Consider the following 16434-nt stretch of genomic DNA (forward strand, 5'->3'; position numbering starts at 1 on the left):
GTGGAGTCCGCCGTGTCACTTACGCTTTGGCAACAGTGTCTTGCCCGTTTGCAGGATGAGCTTCCTGCCACCGAATTCAGCATGTGGATCCGTCCACTGCAGGCTGAGTTAAACGACAATACGCTTGCCTTGTATGCTCCAAATCGCTTCGTACTCGACTGGGTCCGGGATAAATACCTCAATAGTATCAATGCGCTGCTGAATGAATTCTGTGGCCCGAACGTGCCCGCGCTGCGTTTTGAAGTCGGCACGCGCCCGGTTCAGCAGCAGGCGGCAGCGGTCAGCCAGCCGGTCATGGCCAGCGTCAGCGCACCGGTGATGCCCGTGCAGAGCCATGTTCGTCCGGCACCGACGCAGATCGTGCGTCCCAGCTGGGATAATGTGCCGGCACCGGCCGACGTGACCTACCGCTCGAATGTGAATAACCGTCATAACTTCGACAACTTCGTCGAGGGTAAATCCAACCAGCTGGCGCGCGCGGCGGCACGTCAGGTGGCGGATAATCCCGGCGGCGCGTATAACCCGCTGTTTCTGTATGGCGGCACCGGTCTGGGTAAAACGCACCTGCTGCATGCGGTAGGTAACGGCATCATTGCCCGTAAACCTAATGCAAAAGTGGTTTACATGCACTCCGAGCGTTTTGTGCAGGACATGGTTAAGGCCCTGCAGAACAATGCGATCGAAGAGTTCAAACGCTATTACCGTTCAGTAGATGCCCTGCTGATCGATGACATTCAGTTCTTTGCCAATAAAGAGCGATCGCAGGAAGAGTTCTTCCACACCTTTAATGCCTTATTAGAAGGCAACCAGCAGATCATCCTCACCTCGGATCGTTACCCTAAAGAGATCAATGGGGTGGAAGATCGTCTTAAGTCCCGTTTCGGCTGGGGGTTAACGGTGGCGATCGAGCCGCCTGAGCTGGAAACGCGGGTGGCGATCCTGATGAAAAAAGCGGATGAGAATGACATCCGCCTGCCGGGTGAAGTCGCCTTCTTTATTGCCAAGCGTTTACGATCCAATGTGCGTGAGCTGGAAGGCGCACTGAACCGCGTGATCGCCAACGCCAACTTTACCGGTCGGGCGATTACGATCGACTTCGTGCGTGAAGCGCTGCGCGATCTGCTGGCGCTGCAGGAAAAGCTGGTCACCATCGATAATATTCAGAAGACCGTGGCTGAGTACTACAAAATCAAGGTCGCCGATCTGCTTTCCAAGCGCCGTTCGCGTTCGGTTGCACGTCCGCGCCAGATGGCGATGGCGATGGCGAAAGAGTTGACGAACCATAGCCTGCCGGAAATCGGCGACGCTTTTGGGGGACGCGACCATACAACGGTGCTTCACGCCTGCCGCAAGATTGAGCAGCTGCGTGAAGAGAGCCACGATATCAAAGAAGATTTCTCTAATCTCATCAGAACATTATCTTCGTGACGCTATGAAATTTATTGTTGAACGTGAGCAGCTGCTGAAGCCGCTGCAACAAGTAAGTGGCCCGCTGGGCGGGCGTCCAACGCTGCCAATCCTCGGAAACCTGCTGCTGCAGGTAACAGAAGGTTCGCTGCTGCTGACCGGTACCGATCTGGAAATGGAGATGGTGGCACGCGTGGCGCTGACGCAGGCGCATGAGCCTGGCGCAACCACCGTTCCGGCGCGTAAATTCCTCGATATCTGTCGTGGCTTACCGGATGGCGCAGAGATCACGCTGGCGCTGGAAGGCGATCGCATGCTGGTGCGCTCAGGACGCAGCCGTTTTTCGCTGTCCACCCTGCCCGCCAGTGACTTCCCGAATCTTGACGACTGGCAGAGTGAAGTCGAATTCACCCTGCCGCAGGCGACGATGAAGCGGCTGATCGAAGCGACCCAGTTCTCCATGGCGCATCAGGATGTGCGTTACTACCTCAACGGCATGATGTTTGAAACCGAAGGGGAAGAACTGCGCACCGTGGCGACGGACGGTCACCGTCTGGCCGTCTGCTCAATGCCGGTTGGCCAGGCGCTGCCGAGTCATTCGGTGATTGTGCCGCGCAAAGGCGTGATTGAGCTGCTGCGTCTGCTGGATGGCGGCGAGACGCCGCTGCAGGTGCAGATAGGCGGCAGCAATATTCGTGCACACGTCGGCGACTACATCTTCACCTCTAAGCTGGTTGATGGTCGTTTCCCCGATTATCGCCGCGTGTTGCCGAAGAACCCCGACAAAGTGCTGGAAGCGGGCTGTGACCTGCTTAAACAGGCATTTGCCCGTGCGGCGATCCTCTCCAACGAGAAGTTCCGCGGGGTGCGCCTCTATATCACCGAAAACCAGCTGAAGATCACTGCCAATAACCCTGAACAGGAAGAGGCGGAAGAGATGCTGGATGTCAGCTATAACGGCACCGAACTGGAGATTGGCTTTAACGTCAGTTACGTGCTGGATGTGCTGAACGCGCTGAAGTGTGAGAATGTGCGTCTGCTGCTGACCGATTCGGTGTCGAGCGTGCAGATTGAGGATGTGGCGAGTCCTGCTGCGGCCTACGTAGTCATGCCCATGCGCTTATAGGATATATCGGCCTGGCTTACTTGCCATTCTGATTCCGGGCAGTGCTCGCCCCTGGTCACATACTTCAGTATGCTCCCAGGGTCTGCGCGCTGGCCTGAACCAGACTGGCGTCGACGCCGACGGCCTGGTGACGGCGATATCGGGCAAACCTGCTTCGCCGTCAACGCACTGAATTGTGTTACAAGGCAAAACCCATTTTATCCCGATCATTGCCCCTCACGCTGGACTGATTCATGGCTTTAACCCGCCTTCTTATTAAAGATTTTCGTAATATCGAACAGGCTGACCTGCAACTGGCTCCCGGCTTTAATTTTCTGGTCGGCGTCAACGGCAGCGGCAAAACCAGCGTGTTAGAGGCGATCCATACGCTGGGGCATGGCCGGTCGTTTCGCAGCCTGCAGGCGGGGCGCGTCATCCGTCACGACGAGGCGGCCTTTGTGCTGCACGGACGGCTGGAGAGCAAAGAGCGGGAAATTTCGGTCGGACTGACCAAAAACCGGGCCGGTGACAGTAAAGTGCGCATTGATGGCAGCGACGGTCACAAAGTCGCCGAGCTGGCTCAGCTGCTGCCGATGCAATTAATTACGCCCGAAGGCTTTAGTTTGCTCAATGGCGGCCCCAAATACCGCAGAGCCTATGTTGACTGGGGCTGCTTCCATAACACGCCTGGCTTTTTCAACGCCTGGAACAACCTGCGTCGCCTGCTTAAGCAGCGCAACGCCGCGCTGCGTCAGGTCACCCGCTACAGCCAGATCCGTCCCTGGGATCAGGAGCTGGTGCCGCTGGCTGAACAGATCAGCCTGTGGCGGGCGGAATACAGTGCCGCCATTTCCGCCGAAATCACCGGCACCTGCAGCCAGTTCCTGCCGGAATTTGACCTGCGCTTCTCCTTCCAGCGCGGCTGGGACAAAGAGAGCGACTATGGCGAGCTGCTGGAGCGTAACTTTGAGCGCGATCGTGCACTGACCTACACCGCCAGCGGCCCCCATAAAGCGGATTTTCGCATCCGGGCTGAAGGGACGCCGGTGGAAGATTTACTCTCACGCGGGCAGCTCAAGCTGCTGATGTGTGCATTGCGTCTGGCACAGGGCGAGTTCCTGACAAGCCAGAGCGGACGCCGCTGTATTTACCTCATTGATGACTTTGCTTCTGAGCTGGATGAGAGCCGCCGACGCCTGCTGGCGGAACGGTTAAAAGCCACCCAGGCTCAGGTCTTTGTCAGCGCCATTTCGGCCGGACATGTAATCGACATGAGCGACGAAAAGGGCAAGATGTTCCGCGTGGAACAGGGTAAAATAGCGGTTCAACCTGAAGATTAAAATGAGCGAGAAACGTTGATGTCGAATTCTTATGACTCCTCCAGTATTAAAGTCCTGAAGGGGCTTGATGCGGTACGTAAACGCCCGGGCATGTATATCGGCGATACCGATGACGGTACCGGTCTGCATCACATGGTATTCGAGGTCGTGGATAACGCAATCGACGAAGCGCTCGCTGGTCACTGTAGTGACATTGTGGTCACCATCCATGCGGATAACTCCGTCTCGGTGCAGGATGATGGACGCGGCATTCCGACCGGTATTCACGAAGAAGAGGGCGTGTCCGCCGCTGAAGTGATCATGACCGTTCTGCATGCGGGCGGTAAATTCGATGATAACTCCTACAAGGTCTCCGGCGGCCTGCACGGCGTGGGTGTCTCGGTCGTTAACGCCCTGTCGCAGAAGCTGGAGCTGACCATTCGTCGCGAAGGCAAAGTGCATCAGCAGATTTACGTCCACGGCGTTCCCGAGTCGCCGCTGACCGTGACCGGCGATACCGATTTAACCGGTACCCGCGTCCGTTTCTGGCCGAGCTACGAAACCTTCACCAACGTCCGCGATTTTGAGTATGACATTCTGGCGAAACGCCTGCGTGAACTCTCCTTCCTGAACTCAGGCGTTTCGATCCGTCTGGAAGATAAGCGTGACGGCAAAACGGACCACTTCCACTACGAAGGTGGCATCAAGGCGTTTGTTGAGTACCTGAACAAAAACAAAACCCCGATTCACCCGACCGTCTTCTACTTCTCAAACGAGAAAGATGGCATCGGTGTGGAAGTGGCGCTGCAGTGGAACGACGGTTTCCAGGAAAATATCTACTGCTTTACCAACAACATCCCGCAGCGTGACGGCGGTACACACCTTGCCGGTTTCCGCGCGGCGATGACCCGTACCCTGAACGCCTACATGGATAAAGAGGGTTACAGCAAGAAAGCCAAAGTCAGCGCCACCGGTGACGATGCCCGTGAAGGCCTGATTGCCGTCGTGTCGGTGAAAGTACCGGACCCTAAATTCTCCTCACAGACTAAAGACAAACTGGTTTCGTCAGAGGTGAAATCGGCGGTTGAGCAGCAGATGAACGAACTGCTGGCGGAATACCTGCTGGAAAACCCGGCAGACGCCAAAATCGTGGTCGGTAAAATCATCGACGCCGCGCGCGCCCGTGAAGCGGCCCGTCGCGCCCGCGAGATGACCCGCCGTAAAGGCGCGCTGGATCTGGCTGGCCTGCCAGGCAAACTGGCGGATTGCCAGGAGCGCGACCCGGCGCTTTCTGAAATCTACCTGGTGGAGGGTGACTCCGCAGGCGGCTCGGCCAAACAGGGCCGTAACCGTAAAAACCAGGCTATCCTGCCGCTGAAAGGTAAGATCCTGAACGTTGAGAAAGCGCGTTTCGATAAGATGCTCGCCTCTCAGGAAGTGGCCACGCTGATCACCGCACTGGGCTGTGGCATTGGCCGCGACGAATACAACCCGGACAAGCTGCGCTATCACAGCATCATCATCATGACCGATGCCGACGTCGATGGTTCACACATCCGTACCCTGCTGCTGACCTTCTTCTATCGTCAGATGCCGGAAATCATTGAGCGCGGCCACGTTTATATTGCCCAGCCGCCGCTCTACAAAGTGAAGAAAGGCAAGCAGGAGCAGTACATCAAAGATGATGAGGCGATGGATCAGTATCAGATCGCCATCGCGCTGGATGGTGCCACGCTGCACACCAACGCCAGCGCTCCGGCACTGGGCGGTGAGCCGCTGGAGACGCTGGTCTCTGACTTCAACAGCACGCAGAAGATGATCAAGCGTATGGAGCGCCGTTATCCGATGGCCATGCTGCGCGCGCTGATTTATCACGACACGCTGAGCGATCTGACCAATGAAGCGCAGGTCACGACCTGGCTGAACGGTCTGGTGAGCTATCTGACTGAACGCGAAGCGCACGGCAGCACCTATCTGGCCCAGGTTCGCGAAAACCGCGAGCTGAACCTCTTCGAGCCGGTTCTGCGCGTTCGCACCCACGGTGTGGATACCGACTACCCGCTGGAAGCGGAGTTCATTCAGGGACCGGAGTACCGCAAAATCTGCGATCTTGGCGGCAAACTGCGTGGCCTGCTGGAAGAGGATGCCTACATTGAACGTGGTGAGCGTCGTCAGCCGGTGGCCAGCTTCGAACAGGCGATTGAGTGGCTGGTTAAAGAGTCGCGTCGCGGCCTCTCTGTTCAGCGCTACAAAGGTCTGGGCGAGATGAACCCGGATCAGCTGTGGGAAACCACCATGGACCCGGACAGCCGTCGTATGCTGCGCGTCACCATCAAAGATGCCATTGGTGCTGACCAGCTGTTCACCACGCTGATGGGCGATGCGGTTGAACCGCGCCGCGCCTTCATCGAAGAGAATGCGCTGAAAGCAGCCAATATCGATATCTGATCGGTCGCAGACCGGACAGGCCATCACTCCGGTGATGGCCTTTTTTTTATGCCGCCGCGGCGAACGCCGCGCCCGGTGCTGCGAGACCGATCACGTTTTCCCCCGCCCTGCTCCATTACGCTTGCCTCTCTTTGCGCCTTCAGCGCGCACAACGTTAATACAGGGAGTTACCTTATGATTGTCTGCGACTGTCACGACTGGAACAGAGAACGTCACGCCTTTCATCCGGTTATCGATCAGGCGATACGCTGGATCACTGACACCGACTTCAGCCAGCTCGACACCGGTAAATATGCCATCCTGCCTGAGGATAAGATGTTCTGCCTGGTGCAGGAGATGATGACCGAACCGGCGAGCGCGCGTCGGGCAGAATCCCACTTCAGCTACATCGACATTCAGTTTCTGCTGGCCGGCAGCGAGAATATTGGCGTGGCCCGCGCCCACCCCGATCAGCGAGTGACCGAGGATTTTGCTCAGCAACGCGACGTGGTCTTTTATCAGAAGACGCTGAATGAGTCGGTGATTACGCTGCTGCCCGGCATGTTCGCGATCTTTTTTCCGCACGATATTCATCGCCCCTGCTGCGCGCCGGATGAACCCGCCATTATCCGAAAAGCCGTGATTAAAATTCACCGCGATCTGTTTACCGCCTGACGCTGACGGTCGGCCGGGGGTGCCCGCCTGCTATGAAACTGGTCAATACGCGCTGAATCGCGCTAGCATTGAACCAAACCCAGACGCAACGAGGACTCTATGGCTATTAAATTGATCGCTATCGACATGGATGGCACCCTGCTCAATCCGCAGCATGAGATCACGCCGGGGGTGAAATCTGCCCTTGATCGCGCCCGCCAGCAGGGGGTATCGATTGTGCTGACCACCGGCCGGCCGTTTGTAGGTATCCAGCGCTATCTGATGGAGCTGGATATGCAGACCCCCGGCCAGTACGCGATCAGTAACAACGGCGCGCTGGTTCATCAGGCTGAAGATGGTGAGTGCGTGGCGGAAGTGACGCTGACCTTTGACGACTACCTCTACATTGAGCAGCTGGCGCGTGAACTTGGCGTCCATTTCCAGGCGTTCGACAAATCCCATCTCTATACGCCCAACAAAGACATCAGCGAATACACCATCCATGAGGCGAGCCTGACCGGGATTCCGGTGCGCTATCGTGCGGTGGAAGAGATGGACCGCGCGACGCGCTTTCCAAAACTGATGATGATCGACCGTCCGGCCCTGCTCGACGCGGCGATTGCCCGCCTGCCAGAGCACGCTAAGCAGACCTACACCATCCTGAAGAGTGCGCCTTATTACCTCGAAATCCTCGATCGCCGGGTCAACAAAGGTCAGGGCGTCAGAATGCTGGCGGAGAAGCTCGGCCTGAAGCAGGAAGAGGTGATGGCGATAGGTGACCAGGAGAACGACCTGGCGATGATTGAGTATGCCGGCACGGGTGTCGCCATGGGCAATGCCATTGATTCGGTCAAGGCTATCGCTCAGTTCATCACGAAAACCAATATGGAAGATGGCGTCGCACATGCCATTGAAGAGTTAGTGCTGTAACCGCTCTGCGCTTTCCGGGCCGCGCTGGCCCGGAACCCGGTAAAAAAGCTGCAGCGCAAAACAGAATCGCGTAATTTGTCGGGCAATTCTTCCTGCACGGGTTTCATCATGTCAGAAAAACAGATCACCTTTGCTGCCCGTCAGCATCAGCTCACCAATATCAATGTCTGGACTGCCGACAGCCAGTGGCTGGCATTTGACGTGCGTCCTTCGGGCGCCTCCTTTACCAGCCAGACCATTGAGCGGGTCAATGTGATGACCGGTGAGGTGGAGGTGCTCTATCAGGCGCAGCACGGGGCTCATGTCGGCGTGGTGACGGTCAGCCCCGATATGCCGCCGCGCTACGTCTGCATTCATGGCCCGGAACATCCCGATGCCCGGTGGCAGTATGATTTCCATCACCGCCGCGGGGTGATCGTTCAGAACGCCACCGCCATCAATCTGGATGCCTGCGATATCACTCCCCCCTTTACGCCTGGCGCGCTGCGGGGCGGGTCGCATGTGCATGTCTTCAGTCCCGACGGTTCACGCCTGAGCTTTACCTACAATGACCATGTCATGCATGAACGGGATAGCCGGCTGGATCTGCGCAACGTTGGCATCGCGGTGCCGCTGCGTGCAGTCACGCCGGTTAAGCAGCATCCGCGGGAGTATGACGGCAGCTACTTTTGCCTGCTGGTGAGCGAGACGCATCCGGCACCGCAGCCGGGCAGCGACCAGATCAACCGTGCCTATGAAGAGTGCTGGATCGGTAACCGCGGCTATCAGAAACCGGACGGCCGCTGGCAGCGCTGGGCTATCGCGTTCATCGGCGACACGCTGACGGCGGAGGGAGAGAAGCGTCCTGAAGTGTTTGTTGTTGATCTGCCCGAAGACCTGGACGATTACGCCCGGCCCGGTGCCAGCCCGCTGGAGGGCAGCAGTCAGCAGTTGCCTGCGCCCCCGGCTGGCGTCAGGCAGCGCCGTCTGACGTACGGTCGTGGTCTGGCGCTGCAACCGCGCCACTGGCTGCGCAGCGCGCCCGATGGCAGCCAGGTTGCGTTTCTGATGGCAGATGAGGGAGGGGTGATCCAGCTCTGGACGGTCTCTCCCAACGGCGGCGAACCGCGTCAGGTGACCCGTCTCGGCAGCAGCATTCAGTCCGCCTTCAGCTGGCATCCTGATGGCCAGGCCGTCGCCTTTATCTGTGATAACAGCGTGATGCGATGTGACGCTGAGAGCGGCGAGTGCCAGCGTCTGACGCGCAGAACGGATGACGCCCCCTCAGGCGACGCGGTCGTCTGGTCACCTGACGGCACGCAGATTGCGTATATGCGTGAGGTGGAGGGCTGGCGGCAGCTGTTTACGGTTGCGGCTGAGGGCGCAGCGGAGGCATAGGCTGCGCCTGCGCCAGGCTCTCCTGCGTGTGCGCCAGCTTTTCGCTCTGCAGAATGCGTTCCCGCGGGGAGTCGAGTGATTTATCTTTGTCGCTGCGGTAGTAGTCCCACGGCAGCAGCAGCGTATCCATCACGGCGGAGAAAGGAAGATCGATCAGCGCCAGCGGCTTCAGCGCCCAGCTGGTGTCCCCGTCGGTCAGCATATCCGCGCTGGCCCGGGTGCCTGGATAATAGCCCTGACTCGCACCTGTGTGTGACATCACGCTGGAACAACCGGTTGTCGCCATTGCGCAGCAAACCATTCCAGCCAGAGGTAAGGTCTTCATCAATTTCATTATCATCATCCCTTCAGCCCTGACATGCGCCGGGCTGAGTTGGCTTGCCAGACAACGTCAACACTCTGGGGCGAAGTCCGTTCGGGTCTGACAAAAGGTGTTCTGAGTGTATGTCATTTCCTGAGATTGGCGAAAAAAATTGCATTCTGCACGCTTGAAAATTCTCCTTTGGCACCCATTTTTAGTTTACGGACGCGCTCACCGTCGCCGAAAGGGACAGTGAGGTGCCGGATCCAGCCTGTCCAGTAGTGGAAGGTTGCCAAAACTTGCTGAAATTCAGGAGTCTTAATATGCGTAACTTTGATCTCACCCCACTTTATCGCTCAGCTATCGGTTTCGATCGCCTGTTTAACCTGCTCGAATCAAACCAGAATCAGAGCAACGGGGGTTATCCTCCCTATAACGTTGAACTGGTCGATGAAAATCACTACCGCATTACCATCGCGGTGGCCGGTTTCTCTCAGAGCGAGCTTGATATCACAGCGCACGACAATGTGCTGACTGTACGGGGTGCCCATCCGGAAGAGCAGGCCGAGCGTAAATACCTGTATCAGGGTATCGCCGAGCGTAACTTCGAGCGTAAATTCCAGCTTGCCGACCACATCGTGGTGCGCGACGCCCGTCTCGAAAATGGTCTGCTGAGTATCGATCTTGAACGTCTGGTGCCGGAAGAAGCCAAACCACGCCGTATTGAGATTCTGAAGTAATTTATGAAGTAACCATAAAAAACGCCGCTAATGCGGCGTTTTTCGTTTTTAAGATCAGTGGAGATTCATAAGGCAAAAAATGTTGCTCCGATCCCCTGTTTCAGACGGCTGATAAGTTCAAAGCGATGGGAGCATACGCCTGTAGCGAAGCATCGCGGACCAGGGATGGGCCGCGCTGAGCATGCCAGGGATGGCGTCTATTGCGTCTTTGCGAAAGGCGTATGCTCCCTGAGCCTGTCACCTGACCTCAAGGCGATATTTTTTGCCCTTATATCTGACGCCGGCCTTGCCCTTACGGCTGCGTTCGCATCGCGAAACGCTGTCCCAGCACGCCGCCAAACACGTTGATCAGCAGGCCGGCAATAATCACCGAGGCGCCCAGCATCTGCTGCCCGGAAAGATGCTCATCCAGCACCAGCGCAGCGGTAATGATCCCGACCACCGGCACCAGCAGCGACAGCGGAGCAACGCGCCAGGTTTCGTAACGGCTGAGCAGATTTCCCCAGATAGCGTAGCCGACGATGGTGGCGACAAAGGCCAGATAGAAGAGCGCCAGTACCGTCTGCAGCCCGATGTGCAGCAGGCTGCTGACGATAGCCTCCTGCCCCTCAAACAGCAGCGAGCAGGCAAAGAAAGGAATGACCGGCACCAGCGCACTCCAGACCACCAGCGACATAATCGGCACGCTGCGATTCCGCATAATGATCTTGTTGGTAATGTTACCCAGCCCCCATGACAGGGCCGCCGACAGCGTCAGCATCATGGTCGTCAGCGTAATGCCGGCGCTGGTCTGTCCCTCCATGCCTGCCGTCGCCAGCAGAAACATCCCCAGCGTGGCGATGATAATCCCGGTGATGTGGTTCCAGCGCAGCTTCTCCGCCAGCAGCAGCGCCCCCAGCAGCAGGGTAAAGAACGCCTGCGCCTGCAGCACCAGGGAGGCCAGGCCTGCTGGCATACCGAGCTGAATCGCCAGGAAGAGAAACGCAAACTGACCAAAACTGATGGTCATACCGTAAACCACCAGCCAGCGCAGCGGGATCGGCGGACGGCGCACAAAGAAAATGGCAGGGAAGGCGACCAGCGTGAATCGCAGTCCGGCGAGCAGAAAAGGCGGCATCCCCTGCAGCCCCAGCTTGATCACCACAAAATTGACGCCCCACGCCACCACCACGCACAACGCTAACAGCATATCTTTTACCGACATCAGAAACTCCTTGAGCCGCCGTCAGGCGGTGATCGCAATCGGGGTCGCGATATCAGCACAGCACGCTTCCCCCACGATGCGAAAATAGTCATCTACAGCCAGCGCGATCGATTTATCCAGCTCGCCCGCGTTAAACCATAACGTTCCGACCTGCTGCAGCCGGGTATCGACCCGCAGCGCCAGCCGGTCATCAAAACTGAATGGCGGCACCGCGCCCATCACACAGCCGGTCAGCGCCTGCGCCAGCTCCGGCGCGGCGAAAGAGGATTTCTTTCCGCCGATAGCGCGCGCCGCACTTTTAAAATTGATCCGGCAGTCGCCCGGCACAATCGCCAGCAGCGGACGCGGCGGCGCGCCGTCCGGCATGACGACCTCCAGCACCATCGCCTTAGCCGCCTGACCCAGTGCATTACCGCGTATCTGGCTGATCTGGTCGGTCTGCCCTATCGCCTCATGCTCCACGACGCGGTAGCTGGCCTGATGCTGATCCAGCAGCGCGGTGATTTTTTCAAACGTCGTCATATCCCTCTCCTTGTCTGGCCCGGACCGGATTAACTCCAGGCGATAGCGTGTTTCATTTTTTTATCGGTCAGCCCGAAAAAGAATCCCATGGTGATGCGGGTATCACCTTCAACCCGATCAATCTCGTGATAAAAAGCGGGATTAAACAGATAGATATCGCCACTGCGTGGTGAAAATTCGCAGACTTCGCTGTGTTCAATCACCTCAGCGGGATAGCCCAGCTCACCGGCCGTTTTGAACCGCTCATCCTCCGGTGCCCATTTTTTGTTGTAGATCCGCAGCGCCCCGCCCGCATTGCACTCCTGCAGGCAGACCACGCAGCTGAGCTGATGGAGAATCTGCGTCACCGCCAGCCCGCTTCCGGCGGCATCACGCACGATATTGTCGTTGTGTAACGGGTTCGCGACGCCATCGGCATGAAACCGCACGATAGAACCGGCATAGTCGCCGTGGCCCGGCTCCTGGGCGATGCGCAGGCTCTCCAGCCGCAGCGCATGCTGAACCCAGAGGTAGATCTGCTCACGCAGGGCGGTGAGTGAAGGGGGCAGCGCCGGCTGGATATCGCGCAGCTCGGTAAAATAGTTATCGGGCTCTGCGGTGTGACGCGCCAGATAGGGCCCGAGCGTGGTCAGCGCGCCATTCGGATAGTGAGAAACACGGATCTTTTCCCGGCAGCGCTGCAGATCCGCCACCACCGCTTCCCGCACCTCCGGCGTCAGGAAATTACGCAGCACCAGCAGCGGCACACGCGCCGTGACGATGTCATCCAGCCAGGTCGACTCCACAAACATGCTGGGATTAATCACGCGGAACTGATTGAAAATAGCCATGTTTATCACTCCCTAAACGGAATTTCATAGAGTTCATGATTGTTCATTCGCCGCCAGCTGCCGGCGCTGCCTGGTATTGTCACGGGTTCAGAAGCGATCAGCGTGCAATCCTCCTGTTGCCGAAAATGCATCGTAAAATAGTCAGGCCAGGGGGTGTCGTGGGGATACCACTGCCACGCCCAGGCTTTGTCACGGGTGACGAAAATGGCATTGCCTGCGCTGCCGCCGGGTTCCACCTGCGCCATCTTTGCGCGCAGATAGTCGCGGGTGAAGTCGGCGGGCGTGGTCTGATCGACCAGGTAGCGCAGGTACTCTTCTGAATCGAAACGGGATTCCGCCAGGCCAAGCTGGCGGTGGATGGTCGGCAGAAAGCCGTTGTGCATCATGTACCACTGATGACCCGCGCTGTGGCGCGTCAGCGGATGAGAAAAGGCCAGCCCCTGATTTTTACTCAGCGTGGCGTGGCGTACATGCACGGCCAGAAACGGACTGCGCAGCCGATCCACATCGATGTCCGGCAGCGCTTCCGCAAACGCGCCCGTGCCGTGCAGGGTGCGGATCTCCCCCGCTTCCAGCCACAGGCAGCCCCAGCCGTTGGGATGGGATTTAATTGGGCCATCGTGTTCGGCTCCTTCGCCGCAGCTCATGGCGCGCGCCGCCTCCAGAATCTGAGCGCTGTCGAACCTGCCATGCGCCAGAATCATTCTGCACATACTTTGTCTCTCCCGGCGGTCACCGGCTGCGCGGCAATCACCTGCTGAAAAAGGGTCATAACGGGCTCCCGCGTCGGGGCGCTGAGGCTGAAGGTCGCCAGAATGCCGGCGTGACGGGTGAGATCGGCGTAGAGCGATGAGCGGGATGACACCTGCAACGCAGGCAACCGGAGGGGGGGTAACAGCGCGCCCTGCTGATGCTGTTCGATCCAGCGTTCCGCCGCCTGCAGCTGTGCGGGCTGGCGCAGGCGCAGCTGGCCAACAGCGCGCGACGTGCTCAGGGCAAAGGCAGGCAGGGTGCCTCCCGCCTCCAGCCGGAAAGTCACCTCAGCCCAGTTGATACCGGTCGCCTCCTCAACCAGCGTCGCCACCCCCATGCCAGAGAGCCGGAACCCCATCTCCAGAAAATGCGGCACGCCGTTGACCACAATGAAATCGATATGAAACGCGCCCTGACGGTAGCCAAAGGTTTCGCAGCAGAAGGTCATGAGACTGCTGAACGCGGCGGGCAGCGCCGCTGCTGCCATCGCCACATGCCCCGACTCATAAAAGCTGACGCAGCCTTCGCTGTCCCGGTGCTGCTCAATCACCTTCTGGCAGCAGGTCAGCGCCCGGGGATGTCCCTGCGCGACCACACCCTGTAGCGAAAACTCCTCGCCGATCAGGGCGCTTTCCACGATAAAGCCGCTGAAGCCGCGCCCGCCATAGTTCATGGTCTGCACCAGCTGCTTCACCACGCTGCGCAGCTGATCGGCCCGCTCAATCAGCCAGATGCCCAGCCCGCCGCCGCCATCTACCGGTTTGACGACGCAGGGGTAGATGAGCGCCTGCTCCGCATCCAGAATGCTGAGCGGCGAGGCAAAAAAGCGGAACTCCGGCTGCGGGAAGCGCGGCCAGGCTTTTTTCAGCGCCATGCGCTGCGCATATTTATCCAGCGGGATAAAGGCGGCGGGCGCGTCCGGCCCGGCCAGCATGTCGCGCAGTCGCCCGGCGCTGGCGTTGTAGGCTTCAAAGCCCGCCAGCACCACCAGCGGATGCGCCAGTAAACCGGCGTGCAGATAAGCCTGCATCACCTCCCACGGATTCTCAGGGCGGTCGAGGCGAATAATCAGATCAAAAGGCAGCGCCAGGCTTAGTGACTGGTAATCGACAAAGTCGCCCATTTCCGCCAGCACGGTGAAATAGCCTTCGCGCTTTGCCACCGCGCAGTAAGGGTTCTGTCCATCGCGGGTGGCGCCAATTTGCAGAAAAATCTTTTTCATCGCCTCGCCTTACCGGGTTATCGCCCGGAGATGACTTCTGTCACCGTGTCATTGAGCACACCGTTACTGACCTGAATCACCGCTTTATGGGGATCGAAGCGCAGCACGCGCGACAGGGGATCGGGGCTTTTGCCCTCCAGCAGCGAACTGACCGGCTTGCTCTGCCAGCAGTGGCGCATCTGTGTCAGCGTCATGCCGGAGAGGTGCGTTAACGCCCTGGCCAGCGCGACATCCTGACTGCGTTGCTCAAGCAGGTCGCGGATAGCGGCCTCCTCCAGCGCGATCTGCTGCCCGGTCAGCCAGTGACCGAGCTGCTGGCCCTGTCCCAGAAAGGGCGAGTAGATCATGCAGATCAGCTGCGCTTCGCTGAGGTCAAACGCCTGCACGGCGAACGCGGCTGCGCGCTGCCGCTGCTGCCGGATCGCGGCGTCATCCTGATAGCGCGCCGCCATCTCGTCGATCAGCTGCGGGGGAAAATCCTTCTTCACCATCAGCCCCAGCGCAAAGCGCACATATTCACGGATCCCCTCGGCGTAGCTGCGCTGCAGGAGCGTTTCGGCCCGCAGTCCGCGCAGATGCGCCATCAGCGTCGGGTTACCGCAGTCAGACTCAGAAAAGCTGAACATCAGTTCATCAAACCGGAAGCCCATAAAGTCGCTGAGCAGCGCCCAGTGCGCACCCGCTTCATAGGCCGTGTCCTGATAGATATTGAAGAAGAGCGGATCGCGCGCCAGCTGGTGGGTGATGCGGTGCGCGGGAGTGAGCTGGCCGGCCCCGTAAATGTCGCTGAAGTAGCGCTCTGCGACGCCATCCAGCGTCTGCAGGAACCCGCTGAAGCCACGGCTTTTTTCCGCGACCGGCGCATCAAACAGTCGTGAGAGGTGCCGCGCCCAGGCAACATAGGCGGCCTGCTCCTGCGGCGAATCGCCGGTGATAATCATATCCACACCGCCGTTGTAGTCCGCCGCAAGGCCAAAGGAGTTGACCATGCTGAGGTTGCAGGCGTTGCAGAAGGTGGAGCGCGCATCGGCGCGAAAGCGGTGGCCATTCATCAGCACATCGTTGCGGTTCTGCTCACGCACGCTGTCCGGCATCGGCAGATCGCGGGCGAAAGGGCGGATCAGCAGACCATCCACCACCAGACAGGTCACCCGTTCATCGTCATGCATCGCCAGCGACTGATAAACGCGATGAATATTATCCATGACGCTCTGGTTCATCGCCGCGTGACGGTTAGTGCTGACCCGCAGATGAAAGGTGGTGCCCTGCTGCTGCCAGATCAGCCCCTGAATGTAGCGCACGTAAGCCACCATGTAGCTGCTGTCTTTGCCGCCGCCATAGGCGAGCAGGACGCGGTTGTTCTCAGGCTGCTTATCGGGTAACGCCGCCAGCAGACGGGCCGAACAGCGCTGAGCCGACGCGATGATGGCCGGTGAGAGATACGCTTCCATTGCTTTCATCATGGCGGGCAGATTATTCATCTTTCACATTTTCCTTAGGTGAACGGCCTGCCGTTATGGCCACAGGCCCGACGGCAGCCGGGCGCTGTGCGCCGTTTAGCGTCATGAATAATTAAGAGATGCAGCCTAAAGTACTTTGAATGTACTCTGTTGAATATGCACAGATCAGCGCGATATGGGGTG

The 16434-nt window shown here is 58.6% G+C and carries 15 protein-coding genes; 8 read left to right on the forward strand and 7 right to left on the reverse strand.

Translation table 11 applies throughout. The features are described from left to right. Positions 1-12 precede the first annotated feature (12 nt). The 7 genes from dnaA to OJ965_RS02575 all read left to right on the forward strand — a co-directional run bounded on the left by dnaA (position 13) and on the right by OJ965_RS02575 (position 9219). Entirely contained in the window at positions 13-1428 is a 1416-nt protein-coding gene (dnaA, locus tag OJ965_RS02545; protein ID WP_009088291.1) for a chromosomal replication initiator protein DnaA, read from the forward strand. A 4-nt stretch (positions 1429-1432) separates the two neighbouring features. Then, positions 1433-2533 carry a DNA polymerase III subunit beta gene (gene dnaN / locus OJ965_RS02550; RefSeq protein WP_009088289.1) on the forward strand — a complete coding sequence of 367 codons (1101 nt, stop codon included), beginning with the start codon at positions 1433-1435 and terminating at the stop codon, positions 2531-2533. A gap of 233 nt (positions 2534-2766) precedes the next feature. Further along, positions 2767-3852 (forward strand): DNA replication/repair protein RecF, encoded by a 1086-nt coding sequence (gene recF / locus OJ965_RS02555; RefSeq protein ID WP_009088288.1) that lies wholly within the window; start codon positions 2767-2769, stop codon positions 3850-3852. An 18-nt stretch (positions 3853-3870) separates the two neighbouring features. Further along, positions 3871-6279 (forward strand): DNA topoisomerase (ATP-hydrolyzing) subunit B, encoded by a 2409-nt coding sequence (gene gyrB, locus OJ965_RS02560; RefSeq protein WP_265137710.1) that lies wholly within the window; start codon positions 3871-3873, stop codon positions 6277-6279. A 174-nt stretch (positions 6280-6453) separates the two neighbouring features. After that, positions 6454-6933 (forward strand): NanQ anomerase/TabA/YiaL family protein, encoded by a 480-nt coding sequence (locus OJ965_RS02565; RefSeq protein WP_265137712.1) that lies wholly within the window; start codon positions 6454-6456, stop codon positions 6931-6933. A gap of 99 nt (positions 6934-7032) precedes the next feature. Beyond that, the gene (gene yidA, locus OJ965_RS02570; RefSeq protein ID WP_140923983.1) at positions 7033-7842 is read left to right on the forward strand and encodes a sugar-phosphatase; all 810 of its coding nucleotides are present in this window, start codon (positions 7033-7035) and stop codon (positions 7840-7842) included. Between the two features lie 108 nt (positions 7843-7950). Then, positions 7951-9219, forward strand: coding sequence for a DUF3748 domain-containing protein (locus OJ965_RS02575; RefSeq protein ID WP_265137715.1), 1269 nt, complete (start codon positions 7951-7953; stop codon positions 9217-9219). On the opposite strand, the gene OJ965_RS02580 is transcribed toward OJ965_RS02575, so the two are convergent. Beyond that, positions 9185-9553, reverse strand: a complete 369-nt coding sequence (locus tag OJ965_RS02580) for a YceK/YidQ family lipoprotein (protein ID WP_033736117.1) — start codon at positions 9551-9553, stop codon at positions 9185-9187. The two genes, OJ965_RS02575 and OJ965_RS02580, sit on opposite strands and share 35 nt — an antisense overlap. A 290-nt stretch (positions 9554-9843) precedes the next feature. On the opposite strand from OJ965_RS02580, the gene ibpA reads away from it, so the two are divergent. Continuing rightward, the gene (ibpA, locus tag OJ965_RS02585; RefSeq protein ID WP_009088277.1) at positions 9844-10260 is read left to right on the forward strand and encodes a small heat shock chaperone IbpA; all 417 of its coding nucleotides are present in this window, start codon (positions 9844-9846) and stop codon (positions 10258-10260) included. A gap of 292 nt (positions 10261-10552) precedes the next feature. Here ibpA and OJ965_RS02590 read toward each other — a convergent pair whose 3' ends face one another. From OJ965_RS02590 to OJ965_RS02615, 6 genes are read right to left on the reverse strand one after another with little or no spacing between them, the layout of a single operon-like run. Further along, positions 10553-11464 (reverse strand): EamA family transporter, encoded by a 912-nt coding sequence (locus OJ965_RS02590; RefSeq protein ID WP_009088275.1) that lies wholly within the window; start codon positions 11462-11464, stop codon positions 10553-10555. Between the two features lie 21 nt (positions 11465-11485). Next, positions 11486-11986, reverse strand: coding sequence for a YbaK/EbsC family protein (locus tag OJ965_RS02595; RefSeq protein WP_046100909.1), 501 nt, complete (start codon positions 11984-11986; stop codon positions 11486-11488). A 29-nt stretch (positions 11987-12015) separates the two neighbouring features. After that, positions 12016-12816 (reverse strand): 2OG-Fe(II)-dependent halogenase WelO5 family protein, encoded by an 801-nt coding sequence (locus tag OJ965_RS02600; RefSeq protein ID WP_265137718.1) that lies wholly within the window; start codon positions 12814-12816, stop codon positions 12016-12018. A 5-nt stretch (positions 12817-12821) separates the two neighbouring features. Then, positions 12822-13529, reverse strand: a complete 708-nt coding sequence (locus OJ965_RS02605; protein ID WP_033736116.1) for a class II glutamine amidotransferase — start codon at positions 13527-13529, stop codon at positions 12822-12824. Then, the gene (locus tag OJ965_RS02610; RefSeq protein ID WP_046100906.1) at positions 13517-14791 is read right to left on the reverse strand and encodes an ATP-grasp domain-containing protein; all 1275 of its coding nucleotides are present in this window, start codon (positions 14789-14791) and stop codon (positions 13517-13519) included. The genes OJ965_RS02605 and OJ965_RS02610 overlap by 13 nt, the downstream gene beginning before the upstream one ends. Positions 14792-14808: 17 nt before the next feature. After that, the gene (locus OJ965_RS02615; protein ID WP_046100905.1) at positions 14809-16272 is read right to left on the reverse strand and encodes a hypothetical protein; all 1464 of its coding nucleotides are present in this window, start codon (positions 16270-16272) and stop codon (positions 14809-14811) included. Between the last annotated feature and the right edge of the window lie 162 nt (positions 16273-16434).

Source organism: Pantoea anthophila (assembly GCF_026104315.1).
GTDB classification, from domain to species: Bacteria; Pseudomonadota; Gammaproteobacteria; order Enterobacterales; family Enterobacteriaceae; genus Pantoea; species Pantoea anthophila.